15 protein-coding genes are annotated in these 13086 nt (G+C 63.2%); 8 read left to right on the top strand and 7 right to left on the bottom strand.

Annotation, left to right across the window (positions count from 1 at the left end; translation table 11 throughout):
- Positions 1 to 45: 45 nt before the first annotated feature.
- The 3 genes from trpA to AC1D0N_RS01200 form a co-directional block, all read right to left on the bottom strand.
- On the bottom strand, positions 46 to 885 hold the full coding sequence (gene trpA, locus AC1D0N_RS01210) for a tryptophan synthase subunit alpha (protein ID WP_477240566.1): 840 nt from the start codon (positions 883 to 885) through the stop codon (positions 46 to 48).
- A gap of 2 nt (positions 886 to 887) precedes the next feature.
- The gene (trpB, locus tag AC1D0N_RS01205) at positions 888 to 2108 is read right to left on the bottom strand and encodes a tryptophan synthase subunit beta (RefSeq protein WP_477240564.1); all 1221 of its coding nucleotides are present in this window, start codon (positions 2106 to 2108) and stop codon (positions 888 to 890) included.
- A gap of 87 nt (positions 2109 to 2195) precedes the next feature.
- Positions 2196 to 2855 (bottom strand): phosphoribosylanthranilate isomerase, encoded by a 660-nt coding sequence (locus AC1D0N_RS01200; protein ID WP_477240563.1) that lies wholly within the window; start codon positions 2853 to 2855, stop codon positions 2196 to 2198.
- Positions 2856 to 2965: 110 nt separating this feature from the next.
- Between AC1D0N_RS01200 and AC1D0N_RS01195 the strand changes: the two genes are divergently transcribed.
- Entirely contained in the window at positions 2966 to 3184 is a 219-nt protein-coding gene (locus AC1D0N_RS01195; RefSeq protein ID WP_477240561.1) for a hypothetical protein, read from the top strand.
- Between the two features lie 39 nt (positions 3185 to 3223).
- On the opposite strand, the gene AC1D0N_RS01190 is transcribed toward AC1D0N_RS01195, so the two are convergent.
- The 4 genes from AC1D0N_RS01190 to AC1D0N_RS01175 all read right to left on the bottom strand — a co-directional run bounded on the left by AC1D0N_RS01190 (position 3224) and on the right by AC1D0N_RS01175 (position 6592).
- The gene (locus AC1D0N_RS01190) at positions 3224 to 3982 is read right to left on the bottom strand and encodes a M48 family metallopeptidase (protein WP_477240559.1); all 759 of its coding nucleotides are present in this window, start codon (positions 3980 to 3982) and stop codon (positions 3224 to 3226) included.
- A 100-nt stretch (positions 3983 to 4082) separates the two neighbouring features.
- A complete protein-coding gene (locus AC1D0N_RS01185; protein WP_477240557.1) occupies positions 4083 to 4559 on the bottom strand; it encodes a DUF2852 domain-containing protein in 477 nt (158 codons plus the stop codon).
- A 117-nt stretch (positions 4560 to 4676) separates the two neighbouring features.
- Entirely contained in the window at positions 4677 to 5819 is a 1143-nt protein-coding gene (locus tag AC1D0N_RS01180) for a benzoate/H(+) symporter BenE family transporter (RefSeq protein WP_477240555.1), read from the bottom strand.
- A 2-nt stretch (positions 5820 to 5821) separates the two neighbouring features.
- Positions 5822 to 6592 carry an alpha/beta hydrolase gene (locus AC1D0N_RS01175; protein WP_477240553.1) on the bottom strand — a complete coding sequence of 257 codons (771 nt, stop codon included), beginning with the start codon at positions 6590 to 6592 and terminating at the stop codon, positions 5822 to 5824.
- A gap of 231 nt (positions 6593 to 6823) precedes the next feature.
- Between AC1D0N_RS01175 and infC the strand changes: the two genes are divergently transcribed.
- The 7 genes from infC to pheT all read left to right on the top strand — a co-directional run bounded on the left by infC (position 6824) and on the right by pheT (position 13083).
- On the top strand, positions 6824 to 7360 hold the full coding sequence (gene infC, locus AC1D0N_RS01170) for a translation initiation factor IF-3 (protein ID WP_477241838.1): 537 nt from the start codon (positions 6824 to 6826) through the stop codon (positions 7358 to 7360).
- 141 nt (positions 7361 to 7501) lie between these two features.
- Positions 7502 to 8128, top strand: coding sequence for a methyltransferase family protein (locus AC1D0N_RS01165; RefSeq protein ID WP_477240551.1), 627 nt, complete (start codon positions 7502 to 7504; stop codon positions 8126 to 8128).
- 193 nt (positions 8129 to 8321) lie between these two features.
- On the top strand, positions 8322 to 8525 hold the full coding sequence (rpmI, locus tag AC1D0N_RS01160; protein ID WP_006201248.1) for a 50S ribosomal protein L35: 204 nt from the start codon (positions 8322 to 8324) through the stop codon (positions 8523 to 8525).
- An 88-nt stretch (positions 8526 to 8613) separates the two neighbouring features.
- Positions 8614 to 9015, top strand: coding sequence for a 50S ribosomal protein L20 (gene rplT, locus AC1D0N_RS01155; RefSeq protein ID WP_023672281.1), 402 nt, complete (start codon positions 8614 to 8616; stop codon positions 9013 to 9015).
- Between the two features lie 191 nt (positions 9016 to 9206).
- Entirely contained in the window at positions 9207 to 10259 is a 1053-nt protein-coding gene (gene pheS / locus AC1D0N_RS01150) for a phenylalanine--tRNA ligase subunit alpha (protein WP_477241836.1), read from the top strand.
- The gene (locus AC1D0N_RS01145; protein WP_477240549.1) at positions 10256 to 10678 is read left to right on the top strand and encodes a GFA family protein; all 423 of its coding nucleotides are present in this window, start codon (positions 10256 to 10258) and stop codon (positions 10676 to 10678) included. Before pheS ends, AC1D0N_RS01145 begins: the two co-directional genes overlap by 4 nt.
- On the top strand, positions 10675 to 13083 hold the full coding sequence (gene pheT / locus AC1D0N_RS01140; RefSeq protein ID WP_477240547.1) for a phenylalanine--tRNA ligase subunit beta: 2409 nt from the start codon (positions 10675 to 10677) through the stop codon (positions 13081 to 13083). The genes AC1D0N_RS01145 and pheT overlap by 4 nt, the downstream gene beginning before the upstream one ends.
- Positions 13084 to 13086 lie beyond the last annotated feature (3 nt).

Genomic DNA, 13086 nt, shown 5'->3' with positions numbered 1-13086 from the left:
GCTTCGGCTCCTGTCCTGACGAAGAGTTAGGAAGAGGTAGGAAAACTATTCGGCGGCAGCAAGGCGGGCCGAGCGCACGCCTTGCGCCAGGCCGCTAACCAGCGTGGCGACCGCTTCGGCCGGGTCGGCGGTTTTTTCGCCCTTCGGCCCCAGCACGTTGGCGACCGCATTGACGATCGCGGTGCCGACGACGACGCCGTCGGCATTGGCGCCGATGACGCGGGCCTGCTCGGCGGTCTTGACGCCGAAGCCGACGCAGACCGGCAGGTCGGTATGGCCCTTGATGCGCTTGACTGCCGCCGCCACCTTGCCGGTGTCGGCCAGCGCCGAGCCGGTAATGCCGGTCATCGACACGTAGTAGACAAAGCCGGATGTGTTCTGCAGCACCTTGGGCAGGCGCTTGTCGTCGGTGGTCGGCGTCGCCAGCCGGATGAAATTAATGCCGGCCTTGAGCGCCGGGATGCACAGTTCCTCATCCATCTCCGGCGGCAGGTCGACGACGATCAGCCCGTCAATGCCGCTGGCAATCGCGTCCCTCAGAAAACGGTCGACGCCGTAGATGTAGATCGGGTTGTAGTAGCCCATCAGCACGATCGGCGTTTCATTGTCACCGGCGCGGAAGTCCGCTGCCATCTTCAGCGTCTTGACCAGCGTCTGTCCGCCTTTCAGCGCCCTGAGGCCCGCCGCCTGGATCGCCGGGCCATCGGCCATCGGATCGGAAAACGGCATGCCGAGCTCGATGATGTCGCTGCCGGCGCCGGGCAGCGCCTTCATGATCGACAGCGAGGTGTCGTAGTCGGGGTCGCCGCCCATGAAATAGGTGACCAGCGCCGGGCGGCCTTCGGTCTTCAGTTTCGCCATGCGGCGGTCGATGCGGGTCACCATGATCAGATCTCCATGCCCAGCATCGAGGCAACCGTATGCACGTCCTTGTCGCCCCGGCCGGACAGGTTGACGATGACGATCTGGTCTTTGTCCATGGCGGGCACGATTTTCACCGCGTGCGCAATGGCGTGCGCGGATTCCAGCGCCGGAATGATGCCCTCGACCCGCGTCGTCAGCTTGAACGCCTCCAGCGCCTCGTCGTCGAGGATCGGCACATATTCGACGCGGCCACTGTCGCGCAGCCACGAGTGCTCCGGACCGACGCCGGGATAATCAAGGCCGGCCGAGATCGAGTGGCCGTCCATGATCTGACCATCGGCATTCTGCAGCAGATAGGTGCGGTTGCCGTGCAGCACGCCCGGCGCGCCGGCATTCATCGAGGCGCAATGCTCGATGCCGTCGAGGCCGCGGCCGCCAGCTTCGATGCCGATGATGCGGACCTCCTTGTCGTCGAGGAAGGGATGGAACATGCCGATGGCGTTCGAGCCACCGCCGACACAGGCGATGATGGTGTCCGGCAGCCGGCCTTCCTGCTCGATGATCTGCGCGCGGGCTTCCGAACCAATGACCGACTGGAAGTCGCGCACCAGTTCCGGATAGGGATGCGGGCCGGCGGCGGTGCCGATCAGGTAATAAGTGTCCTCGACATTGGTAACCCAGTCACGAAGCGCCTCGTTCATGGCGTCCTTCAGCGTGCCGTGGCCGGCGGTCACCGGCCGCACTTCGGCGCCGAGCAACTTCATGCGGAAGACATTCGGGCTTTGGCGGGCGACGTCGGTGGCGCCCATATAGACGACGCAGGGAAAGCCGAAGCGCGCCGCCACCGTGGCCGACGCCACGCCGTGCTGGCCGGCGCCGGTCTCGGCGATGATGCGCTTCTTGCCCATGCGCTTGGCCAGCAGGATCTGGCCGAGGCAGTTGTTGATCTTGTGCGAACCGGTATGGTTCAGATCCTCGCGCTTGAAATAGACCTTGGCGCCGCCGAGATGTTTGGTCAGGCCTTCTGCGAAATACAGTTTCGACGGCCGCCCGGCATAGTGGGTCGACAGGTCAGTGAGTTCAGCCCTGAAATCCGGATCGTTCTTGACCTCGTTCCAGTTCCGCTCGAGGTCGAGGATCAGCGGCATCAGCGTCTCGGCGACGAAACGGCCGCCAAAGATGCCGAACATGCCCTGTTCGTCGGGTCCGGTGCGGAAGGAATTGGGTGTCGCCGGCTGGTCCATCGCCGATCTCCTGCATCTTGTTTGAACATGTCCTTGTCGGAAAACCGGTTCCCACTTTTCCGGGACATGCTTTGGTTTGAGGCCCGGTCAGGCGGCGCGGTTGTCGCGTGCTGCCCTGACGGCCCGGAAAAACTGTTCGATCAGCGCCGGATCCTTGACGCCCGGCGCGCTTTCCACGCCTGAGGAAATGTCTATTCCGGGCGGATTGGCGAGCCGAAGGGCGTCGCCGATGTTGGCGGCGTTGAGCCCACCGGAAAGCATGTAATCGACGCTTGCGTCAAGGCCGGCCAGAATATGCCAGTCAAAGGCGATGCCGTTGCCACCCGGCAATTCCGAACCTTTCGGCGGCTTTGCATCGAAGAGGAGGCGGTCGGCAACGCCGATAAACGGCTTTATCCGCTCGAGATCGGCAGCCTCGCTGACCGACAGCGCCTTCATCACCGGCAAGCTGTAGCGGGCCTTGACTTGCGTCACCCGCTCGGGCGTTTCCGAGCCGTGCAGCTGCAGCATGTCGGGATGCATTTTCGCGACGATCTCATCGAGGAACGCGTCGCTGGCATCGACGGTGACGGCCACCGCCTGGGCCATGCCCGTTGCTGCCTGGCGCAAGCGCCCGGCTTCCGCCGGTTCGACATAGCGCGGGCTCTTGGCAAAGAAAATGAAGCCGACATGGCTGGCGCCGCCGGCCAAAGCCGCGGCCAATGCCCCGTCGGTCTTCAACCCGCATATCTTGATGTCGAGCGCCATGGCGCGGGGATTGGCACGAAACCGCAAAAGAGTCGAGAAAAAGCATCCTGTTTGCCGCCGAGGCGGAAAGCGCTACCTTTCCCTCCAGCGATAGAGGCGGGAGCAAAACAATGGCAGACGAAACCGCTGATCAACTCAGGCAAAAGATCGCCCAGGCCCGCGAGGTCATCGCGCATCTGATGGACAAGGCCGCCTTCAACGGCGCCGAGGCGCATCGCGCGCTCGACTATTTCGGCGGTGATGCCTTCGAGAAGAACTTCTTACCGTGGCCGCGCCATGGCGATGAAGGGTTGCGGCCCGAGGATCTCAACGCCGCGAATGATGATTGAGCGGGGGGCGGCGGCCAGCGCTTTCGACTGGCGAGGCCCCTACTCGAACACAATTGCCTGCAGCGCACCGCCATTGCGCTTCAGCCAGTCCTTGCAACGGTCGGTGTCGGGGCAGAGTTTTTCACACAATTTCCAGAATTTCGGGCCGTGGTTCATCTCCTTGAGATGCGCCACCTCATGCGCCACGAGGTAGTTTATGACCGGCTGCGGCGCCATCATGATGCGCCAGGAGAAGGACAGATTGCCTTCGGACGTGCATGACCCCCAGCGGCTGGACGTGTCCTTGTAACGGATCGCCTTGGCGCGCTTGCCGAGCGCCTCGGTGTGTTTGATCACCAGCTTCTCGATTTCCTTCTTGGCCTCTCGCTTCAAGAAATCGGCGATGCGGCGCGGCAGATGTATCCGGTCGCCATGCACGATCAGCAGCGGGCCGCGCTCGTCGCGCGACAGGCTGACCGTGCCGCGTTTTGCCGGTTCATGGACGATGCGATGCGGCACGCCGCGCACCGGTATCTTGATGCCGGGCCGCACCTGCGGCCGGTTTGGCACCTTGGCCAGACGCTGCTCCAGCCAGTCCTGATGGCGATGCAGGAATTTTTCCACCTCGCCGCGGCGTAGGCCCGGCGGCACGGTGATGCGCAGGCCGCGGCCACCGGAATCGATGCGCAGCGTCAGCCGCCGCGCCCGGTCGCTCTCGACGATCTTGAGCGGCAATGAGCGGCCGGCGACGACATGCTCACGCTCTTCAACAGGGGAAGGCGTGGGTTTCGTCAGGTTGCGGAAGAAGCCGAAGGACATAGCGAGACGATACGCGATTCGAGGAAAACGACCAGAACAAAAAAGAAACGGCGCCGCTTGCGCGACGCCGTTTTTGCATGCCGGGCCCTGTCGCTGGGGCTCAGTCGTCGAGAAGGTTCGAACCCTTGCCGCGCTTGGCCGGCTTGCTCGGTTCGGTCGTCGTCGTCGGAGCCGTCGCCTTGTTGCGGTTGGCCATGAAGCGGTCGAACTCGTCCTGGTCCTTGGCGCGGCGCAATTCGCGGGCGTATTCGTCGAACTGGGTTAGCATCTCGTCGAGCTTGTTGCGCTCTTCATTGAGACGCTCGAGTTCCTTTTCGCGCCAGTCGTCGAAAGCGACGTTACCGGTACGAGCCGAACCGTGGCCCCAGCGGGCGGCCTTGTCGGAACCGCGGCGGCAGCCGGCGAAGACGCCGTCGGTGGCGCGGTTGACGTCACGCTTGAAGCCGTCGAGCCGGTCGCCCCAGATGATGTAGGCAAGCATGGCGAAGCCGAGCGGCCAGAACACCATGAAGCCAACCACCATCATCGCGATGGTCGCCGGCGTCCACGCCGGACGGATCAATGCAGATGTGTTCATTTTCTCCCAATCCTTCAGTTGGAGACAGCCAGATACGGCTGCGTGGATTCGAAATGGGATGGGAAAAACGGCGATTCAAGACAATGCCGGCCAAAACCGGACAAGGCTCTGAAATGATTATCGCTTTTTGAGCATTTCCAGGAAAAGCACGACCAGACCAGCGATCAGGCCCCAGAACGCCGCACCAACGCCGAACAGCGTCAGCCCCGACGCGGTGACGACAAAGGTGACGGTGGCGGCCATGCGCTCGCCCTCTTCCTTCAGCGCGATCGACAGCGCGTTGGCAAGCGACGCCATCAATGCCAGGCCTGCGACCAGCACGATCAGGCTCTGCGGCAGGACGGCGAAGATCGCCACCAGCGAAGCGCCGAACATCGCGAAGACGAGGTAGGCCAGCGCGTAGAACGGGCCGGTCTTCCAGCGCTCGGCCGGGTCCGGATGGACGTCCGGCCCGGTGCAGATCGCCGCCGAGATCGCCGCCAGATTGGTGGTCGAGCCGCCAAACGGCGCCGACAGCAGCGAAAACAGGCCGGTGACGCCGATCAGCGGGCCGGGTTCGGGATGGTAGCCGGCGGCCCTGAGCACGGCGAGGCCGGACAGGTTCTGCGAGGCCATGGTGACGAGGTAGAGCGGCAGTGCCAGGCCGATGATCGCTTTGGCAGTGAAATCGGGCGCAATCAGCGTCAGCGTCGATATCTCCGGTGTCGGCAGGCCGCCGACGCGGCCGGTAAGGAAAGCTGCGAGGCCACCGCCGATCAGCACTGCCAGCACCGACAGCGCCGGATTGAACAGGCGGATGACGAAGAAGGCGGCGATCAGCGGCAGGATCAGCCATGGATCGACGGGAACGGTCTTGACCGCATTCAGCGCGAAGGTGACGACAATGCCGGCCAGCATGCCCGAGGCAACGGAGGGCGGTATCCTGGAAATCAGCTGCGTCAGCGGCCGAAACAGTCCGGTGGCGATCAAGAGGATGCCGGTGACGACAAAGGCGGCGACGGCCTCACCCATCGAAAAGCCGCTCGATGCCGCAATCAGCGCCAGGCCCGGCGTCGACCAGGCGGTGATGACAGGCATTTTCGTGCGCCACGACAGCCAAAGGCTCTCGATGGCCATCGCCAGGCAGATGGTGGTGACCCAGCTTGCGGTCTCGACCTGCGTCGCGCCGACCGCCTTGGCCGCGGCAATGACGATGGCCAGCGTGCCGCCGAAACCGACAATCGCCGCGACGAAGGCGGAAATGGGAATGGAAATGCGCATTTCTACCCTGCCTGCTGGATCATGGCGCCCACGGCTCGCAGCAGCATGTCGAGATCCTGTGACCGCGACAGGCGGTGGTCGCCCTCGGGAATAAGCGATAGCGTCACGTCATCGGCGGGCAGCAGGCCGACCAGCTTCAGCGCATGGCTTGTCGGCACATCCGCGTCGGCCAGGCCTTGCAATATGTGGACAGGGCAGTGGGTGTCGATCGGCCCGATCATTGTCAGGTTGTTGCGGCCGTCCTCGATCAGCGCGCGGGTGTAGATGTAAGGCTCGGCGGAGTAGTCCGACGGCTCCTCGAAGAAGCCCTTTTGCGCGAGGTCGCGCTTCTGTGCCTCGGTCAACGCCGGCTCGACCAGTTCGGCGGTGAAATCCGGCGCCGGCGCCAAAAGCACCAGGCCGGCGATGCGGTCCTCGCCCGCCTTGCGCAATTCCTGCACCATGCGCAGCGCAATCCAGGCGCCCATCGAGGAACCAACCAGGATCTGCTTGCCTTGCGTGAAATGGCGTAAGACCGCGAGGCTTTGCGCCAGCCATTTCGAGATGGTGCCGTCGGCAAAGGCGCCGCCCGATTCGCCATGGCCGGAATAATCGTGGCGCAGGAAGGCTCGGCCTTCCCGGTCTGCCCAGTCGGCCAGCGTTTGCGCCTTCGTACCCAGGATGTCGGATTTGTAGCCGCCGAGCCAGACGATGCCGGGCTCGGCGCCTGCCCTATGCCTGACGGCGATAGCGGTTCCTTCGACGTCCAGAAAAACCGGGGCAGTGGCGGTCATGGCTTGTTCCCTTCGCGCCGGTCTCTTGGCGCGCCGGTCTTTTGGCACAGTGGGAGGCTCAACGAAAAGTGCTTGGCGCGTTTCTTCGCTTGGCGCAGCCGAACGTGGCGGACGCAGGGTGATTTCCTGTCAGCGCTGTGCTATTGACTCCGCCCGCGCGCTCACCACATTGGCGCGTTCACCGATTTGACTGAAGAACCCTGAACGAAACGGCTCAAGGAGACCACGACCATTCGCAGACCTTTCAAAGCAGCGGCGCCCACCAAGGATGGCCCGCGCTCAAACCGTGATATCCGGGTTCCCCGGGTCCAGCTCATCGACGCCGAAGGCCAGAACCGAGGCGATGTCTCCATCAACGACGCATTGCTGCTCGCCGAAGAGGCCGGGCTCGATCTGGTCGAGATATCGCCCAATGCGGTGCCGCCCGTCGCAAAAATCCTCGATCTCGGCAAGCTGAAATACGCCAACCAGAAGAAGGCGGCCGAGGCGCGCAAGAACCAGAAGGTCATCGAGATCAAAGAGATCAAGATGCGCCCGAACATCGACAGCCACGACTACGAGACCAAGATGAAGGCCGTGCGGCGCTTCTTCGAGGAAGGCGACAAGGTCAAGCTGACTTTGCGCTTCCGTGGCCGCGAGATGGCGCATATGGAGCTCGGCATGCAGCTTCTGAACAAGGTCCGCGAAGAAGTGGCGACCATAGCCAAGGTCGAAGCGGAACCGAAGCTCGAAGGCCGCCAGATGATGATGGTGCTGGCGCCTCGCTAGATCACGATAAGTTCAGCGTGATGATGGCGCTCTAAATCCGCCTTGATGATATTCCACGGCGTCCCGGCGATCGGCGGGACGCCTGTTTCTTGTCCAGATGCTGCGATCGCCGGCAAAGCTTTTCGACGATCGGATTCCGACATGGTCAATGAGGTCAAATACGCGACTGGCGACTATCAGCACACGCGCAGGATGGTGCTTGCCGTTCTCGTCGTCGTGCTGTTCGCGGCGCTGCTGTTCGGGCAGTCGACGTTTCCGCCCGATACCCCGGTGCACGAAACCATCGAGATGTTCGGCGTGCTTTTGATCTTCCTCGGCGTCATCGGACGCTTGTGGTCGACGCTCTATATCGGCGGGCGCAAATCCTCCGAGGTGGTGACCGGCGGACCCTATTCGATCACCCGCAACCCGCTCTATGTCTTCTCGAGCGTCGCTGCCGCCGGCGTCGGCGCGCAGATCGGCTCGATCACGGGCACGATCGGCTTCGGGTTGCTTTGTGCGGGAGCCTTTCACATCGTCATCCGGCACGAGGAGAAATTCCTCAAGGAGGCGCTCGGCGCGCCATACAAGGCCTATCTGGCGAAAGTGCCGCGCTTCTTCCCTAATTTGTCGCTTTACGAGGAAGGCGATACCGGCAACTTCAAGCCGCGCCTGCTGTTGACCACGCTGCTGGACGGGCTGGTGTTCCTGGTGGCGCTGCCCGTCTTCGAAACCATCGACGGCGCCCAGCAATCTGGGATTCTCCCGGTGCTGTTCCGCATCCCTTAGGCCACGCTCGGGTCCGGACAGAGCGTCGCATCCCTTGAGGTGTTGCGCGCCAGCCTGCTTTGACGTATAGGACCGCCGTTCCAAGAAAACCGCCCGGCAGGGCATGCCGTGGCGGTTTCATTTGCTTTTCGGGCTTTGGTCGGCCTGAAGCGAACAAAAAGCGCGATCGTGCGCACATAAACGGAGTAGCAAAATGCCCAAGATGAAGACCAAGTCGGCCGCCAAGAAGCGGTTCAAGATCACAGGTACGGGTAAAGTCCTGTCGGCTGCGGCCGGCAAGCGTCACGGCATGATCAAGCGTTCCAACAAGTTCATTCGAAATGCCCGCGGCACGATGGTTCTGGCTGAACCGGATGGCAAGAAGGTCATCAAGAATTTTCTGCCGAACGGCCTCTAAGGCATTCGGTCCGGACACGCATTTGTTTTACGCAATTCCGAACGGAAAGCCGCCAGGCACCTGGAATTGCTTTTAAGGAGATCATGACATGGCACGCGTAAAAAGAGGCGTTACCTCGCACGCCAAGCACAAGAAGGTCCTGAAAGCCGCGAAAGGCTTCTACGGCCGCCGTAAGAACACCATCCGCATCGCCAAGCAGGCGGTGGAAAAGTCGATGCAGTACGCGTATCGCGACCGCAAGAACCGCAAGCGCTCGTTCCGCGCGCTGTGGATCCAGCGCATCAACGCCGCGACGCACGAGCATGGCCTGACCTATGGCCGCTTCATCGACGGCCTCAACAAGTCGGGCATCGAGATCGATCGCAAGATCCTGTCGGACATGGCCATCCACGAGCCGCAGGCTTTCGCAGCCCTGGTCGCCAAGGCCAAGGTCGCGCTCGAATATCTGAAGAACACCACGCCGAACGCTTTTGAAAGCGCTGTCGCTTAAGACCAGCGCTTCCCAAGCATTCGAAATTCTGATTTGGGGAACCCGCGCTGGCACGGCTGGCGCGGGTTCTTTTGTCTCTGATGCCTGAACTTCAACTTAAAAGTGACTTTCACTTTGAGCAGACTTCCAACGTAGCGAGTTTGACCGTGAACGACGCAACCACTGGCCTGGATACGCTCGAAAATTCCCTGATGGCTGACATCGCCTCGGCCGCCGACGAGGCGTCGATCGAAGCCGTGCGCGTCGCGGCCCTCGGCAAGAAGGGCTCCGTCTCCGAAATGCTGAAGACGCTGGGCGCTATGAGCGCCGAGGAGCGCCAGCTGAAGGGGCCGGCGATCAACGGCCTCAAGAACCGCGTCACCGACGCGCTGACCTTGCGCCGGGCCGAGCTGAAGGATGTGGCGATCACCGCCCGCCTTGCCGCGGAAAAGGTCGATGTGACGCTGCCGGTGCGGCAATCGCCGGCCGAGCGCGGCCGTATCCACCCGATCAGCCAGGTCATCGACGAGATCGCCGCGATCTTCGGCGATCTCGGCTTTGCCATCGCCGAAGGTCCGGATGTCGAGACCGACTATTACAATTTCACTGCGCTGAATTTCCCCGAGGGACATCCGGCGCGCGAGATGCACGACACCTTCTTCTTCCAGCCGGACGAGAAGGGCGAGCGCAAGCTTTTGCGCACCCACACCTCGCCGGTGCAGATCCGCACCATGGAAACGCAGAAGCCGCCGATCCGCATCGTCATCCCCGGCAAAACCTACCGGCAGGATTCGGACGCCACCCACTCGCCGATGTTCCATCAGGTCGAGGGGCTGGTGATCGACAAGACGGCTAACGTCGCCAACATGAAGTGGGTGCTGGAAGAGTTCTGCAAGGCGTTCTTCGAGGTACCCTCGGTCAAGATGCGCTTCAGGCCGTCCTTCTTCCCGTTCACCGAGCCAAGCCTCGAGGTCGACATCCAGTGCGACCGTTCGCGGCCGGGCGAGGTGCGCTTCGGCGAAGGCTCCGACTGGATGGAGATCCTCGGTTGCGGCATGGTGCATCCCAATGTGCTGCGCGCTGGCGGGCTCGACCCGGACGAATATCAGGGCTTTGCCTGGGGCATGGGCATCGACCGCATCGCCATGCTGAAATACGGCATGCCGGACCTGCGCGCGTTCTTCGACGCCGATGTGCGCTGGCTGGCGCATTATGGTTTCCGTCCGCTCGACATGCCGACGCTGTTCGGAGGCCTCTCGGCATGACAGCGCCCCATACCGGCGGCTGTCGTTGCGGCGCCGTGCGGTTCGAAGCCTCGGCCGAACCGCACCATGTCAGCTATTGCCATTGCGGCGATTGCCGGCGGGCCAGCGGCGCGCCGGTGTCGGCCTTTGTCGGCTTCCTGACCGAACAGGTCGCCTTCACCGGCAAGGCGCTGAAGATGTTCGAGAACGGGCCGGTGACGCGCTCCTTCTGCGGCATTTGCGGTTCGCCGATCGCCTATGTCGACGAGCGGCTTGAGGACCACATCTATTTCGCGCTCGGCGCCATGGACGCGCCGGCCGATTTCACGCCGACGCTGCATGCCTATGTCAGCGAACAGCTGCCCTTCCTGCATATGCCGGACGACTTGCCGCGCCATTTGAAGACAAGCGTGCCCAGACCACACGGAACAGAACCATGAAATTCACCCTCTCCTGGCTTAGGGATCACCTTGAGACCGACGCAACGCTCAACGAGATCGTCGAGCGGCTGACCTCGATCGGCCTCGAAGTCGAACATGTCGACGACAAAGCTGGCTTAAAGCCCTTCGTCATCGCCAAAGTGCTGACGGCGGTGCAGCACCCAGATGCCGACCGACTGCGGGTGTTGACCGTCGACACCGGCGACGGCAAGGCCCCGGTGCAGGTCGTCTGCGGCGCACCGAACGCCCGCGCCGGCCTGATCGGCGCCTTCGCCGCGCCCGGTACCTATGTTCCCGGCATCGACGTCACGCTGACGGTCGGCAAGATCCGGGGTGTCGAAAGCCATGGCATGATGTGCTCCGAGCGCGAGCTGGAACTGTCCGACGAACACAACGGCATCATCGATCTGCCTGCGGATGCGCCTGTCGGCACCAGCTTTGCCGCCTATGCGCATCTCGACGATCCGCTGATCGAGATCAATCTGACGCCGAACCGGCCCGATGCGACAAGCGTCTACGGCATTGCCAGGGATTTGGCGGCGAGTGGGCTTGGCCGCCTCGTCGGCGGCGCCATCATGCCCCATGTCGGCAGCGGCATGTGCCCGGTCAAGGTGACGATCGAGGCGCCGGAGCTCTGCCCCGGCTTCGCGCTCAATCTGGTCAAGGGCGTCAAGAACGGCCCGTCGCCGAAATGGCTGCAGCAACGGCTGATCGCCATTGGCTTGAGGCCAATCAGCGCGCTGGTCGACATCACCAACTACGTCACGTTCGACCGTGGCCGGCCGCTGCATGTGTTCGATGCCAGCAAGGTCGCGGGCAATCTCGTCGTGCGCCGCGCGCGCGACGGTGAAAAGGTGCAGGCTCTCGACGGTCGTGAATACACGCTGACGCCGGAAATGTGCGTCATAGCAGACGACAATGGCGTCGAATCGATTGCCGGCATCATGGGCGGCGAACATTCCGGCTGCGACGAGAACACCACCGACGTGTTGATCGAATCGGCCCTTTGGGACCCGATCGCCACGGCCCGCACAGGCCGCACGCTCGGCATCATCACCGACGCGCGCTACCGGTTCGAGCGCGGCGTCGACCCTGAATTCATGGTTCCGGGCGTGGAGCTGGCGACCAGGCTGGTGCTTGATTTCTGTGGCGGCACGCCGACGGAGATCGAAGTGGCCGGCTATGCCGGCCACACCCCCAAGATCGTCTCTTTCCCGCTGTCGGAAGTGAAGCGGCTGACCGGCATCGAGGTGCCGAAGGAAGAAAGCCTCGACATCCTGTCGCGCCTCGGCTTCAAGCCCAAAGGTTCGGGCGATGTCGTCAAAGTCGCCGTGCCATCCTGGCGGCCGGATGTCGCTGGGAAGGCCGATCTGGTCGAAGAGGTGATGCGCATCCATGGCGTCGACAACATCGCGCCGCAGCCGCTCGGTGCCCATGACGCGGTCAATTCCAAAATCCTGACGACGCTGCAGATCCGCACCCGTACGGCCAAGCGCGCGCTTGCGGTGCGCGGCATGATGGAAGCCGTCACCTGGTCGTTCATTCCGGCGAAGCATGCCGAGCTGTTCGGCGGTGGCCAGACGGCGCTGAAGCTTGCCAATCCGATCGCCGCCGACATGTCCGACATGCGGCCGTCGCTGCTGCCGGGCCTGATGGCGGCTGCGCAGCGCAATGCCGACAAGGGCATCGGCGATGTGGCGCTGTTCGAAGTGTCGGGCACCTATGAAGGCGACGGCGCCGACCAGCAGCGGCGAGTCGCCGCCGGCGTGCGGCGCGGAACCGCAAAGCTTGACGGCTCCGGCCGCAATTGGGCCGGCAATTCCCAGAATGTCGGCGTGTTCGACGCCAAGGCCGATGCAATCGCGGCCCTGGAAGCCTGCGGCGCACCGGTCGAGCGGCTGCAGATCGAGGCCGGCGGTCCGGCCTGGTATCATCCCGGCCGTTCCGGCACGATCAAGCTCGGCCCGAAGACGGTGCTCGGCACATTCGGCGAATTCCATCCGAAGACGCTGGAGGGGCTCGATGTCTCCGGACCGCTGTGCGGCTTCGAGGTGTTCGTCGACGCCGTGCCGGAGTCGAAGGCCAAGCCGACGAAGACCAAGCCTAAGCTGGAGCTCTCCGCTTTCCAGGCGGTGAAGCGCGATTTTGCCTTCGTCGTCGACAAGACGGTCGAGGCCGGCACGCTGGTGCGCGCCGCATTGGCCGCCGACAAGAAGCTCATCACCGCCGTCTCGGTCTTCGACGTCTTCGAGGGCGCTTCGCTTGGCGCGGCCAAAAAATCGATCGCTATCGAAGTGTCGATCCAGCCGGTCGAAAAGACGCTGACCGACGAGGATTTCGAGGCGCTGGCCAAGCGCATCGTCGAGAATGTCGGCAAGCAGACGGGCGGCGTGCTGAGGACGTAAGGG

This window comes from Mesorhizobium sp. P2_E10 (assembly GCF_056404235.1).
This window is presented reverse-complemented; position numbering and strand designations above follow the sequence as displayed.

Bases quoted from the DNA above. Each gene is read 5' to 3' on its own strand.
- trpA (WP_477240566.1), bottom strand. From the start codon at position 885: ATGGTGACCCGCATCGACCGCCGCATGGCGAAACTGAAGACCGAAGGC.
- trpB (WP_477240564.1), bottom strand. From the start codon at position 2,108: ATGGACCAGCCGGCGACACCCAATTCCTTCCGCACCGGACCCGACGAA.
- AC1D0N_RS01200 (WP_477240563.1), bottom strand. From the start codon at position 2,855: ATGGCGCTCGACATCAAGATATGCGGGTTGAAGACCGACGGGGCATTG.
- AC1D0N_RS01195 (WP_477240561.1), top strand. From the start codon at position 2,966: ATGGCAGACGAAACCGCTGATCAACTCAGGCAAAAGATCGCCCAGGCC.
- AC1D0N_RS01190 (WP_477240559.1), bottom strand. From the start codon at position 3,982: ATGTCCTTCGGCTTCTTCCGCAACCTGACGAAACCCACGCCTTCCCCT.
- AC1D0N_RS01185 (WP_477240557.1), bottom strand. From the start codon at position 4,559: ATGAACACATCTGCATTGATCCGTCCGGCGTGGACGCCGGCGACCATC.
- AC1D0N_RS01180 (WP_477240555.1), bottom strand. From the start codon at position 5,819: ATGCGCATTTCCATTCCCATTTCCGCCTTCGTCGCGGCGATTGTCGGT.
- AC1D0N_RS01175 (WP_477240553.1), bottom strand. From the start codon at position 6,592: ATGACCGCCACTGCCCCGGTTTTTCTGGACGTCGAAGGAACCGCTATC.
- AC1D0N_RS01165 (WP_477240551.1), top strand. From the start codon at position 7,502: ATGGTCAATGAGGTCAAATACGCGACTGGCGACTATCAGCACACGCGC.
- rpmI (WP_006201248.1), top strand. From the start codon at position 8,322: ATGCCCAAGATGAAGACCAAGTCGGCCGCCAAGAAGCGGTTCAAGATC.
- rplT (WP_023672281.1), top strand. From the start codon at position 8,614: ATGGCACGCGTAAAAAGAGGCGTTACCTCGCACGCCAAGCACAAGAAG.
- pheS (WP_477241836.1), top strand. From the start codon at position 9,207: ATGGCTGACATCGCCTCGGCCGCCGACGAGGCGTCGATCGAAGCCGTG.
- AC1D0N_RS01145 (WP_477240549.1), top strand. From the start codon at position 10,256: ATGACAGCGCCCCATACCGGCGGCTGTCGTTGCGGCGCCGTGCGGTTC.
- pheT (WP_477240547.1), top strand. From the start codon at position 10,675: ATGAAATTCACCCTCTCCTGGCTTAGGGATCACCTTGAGACCGACGCA.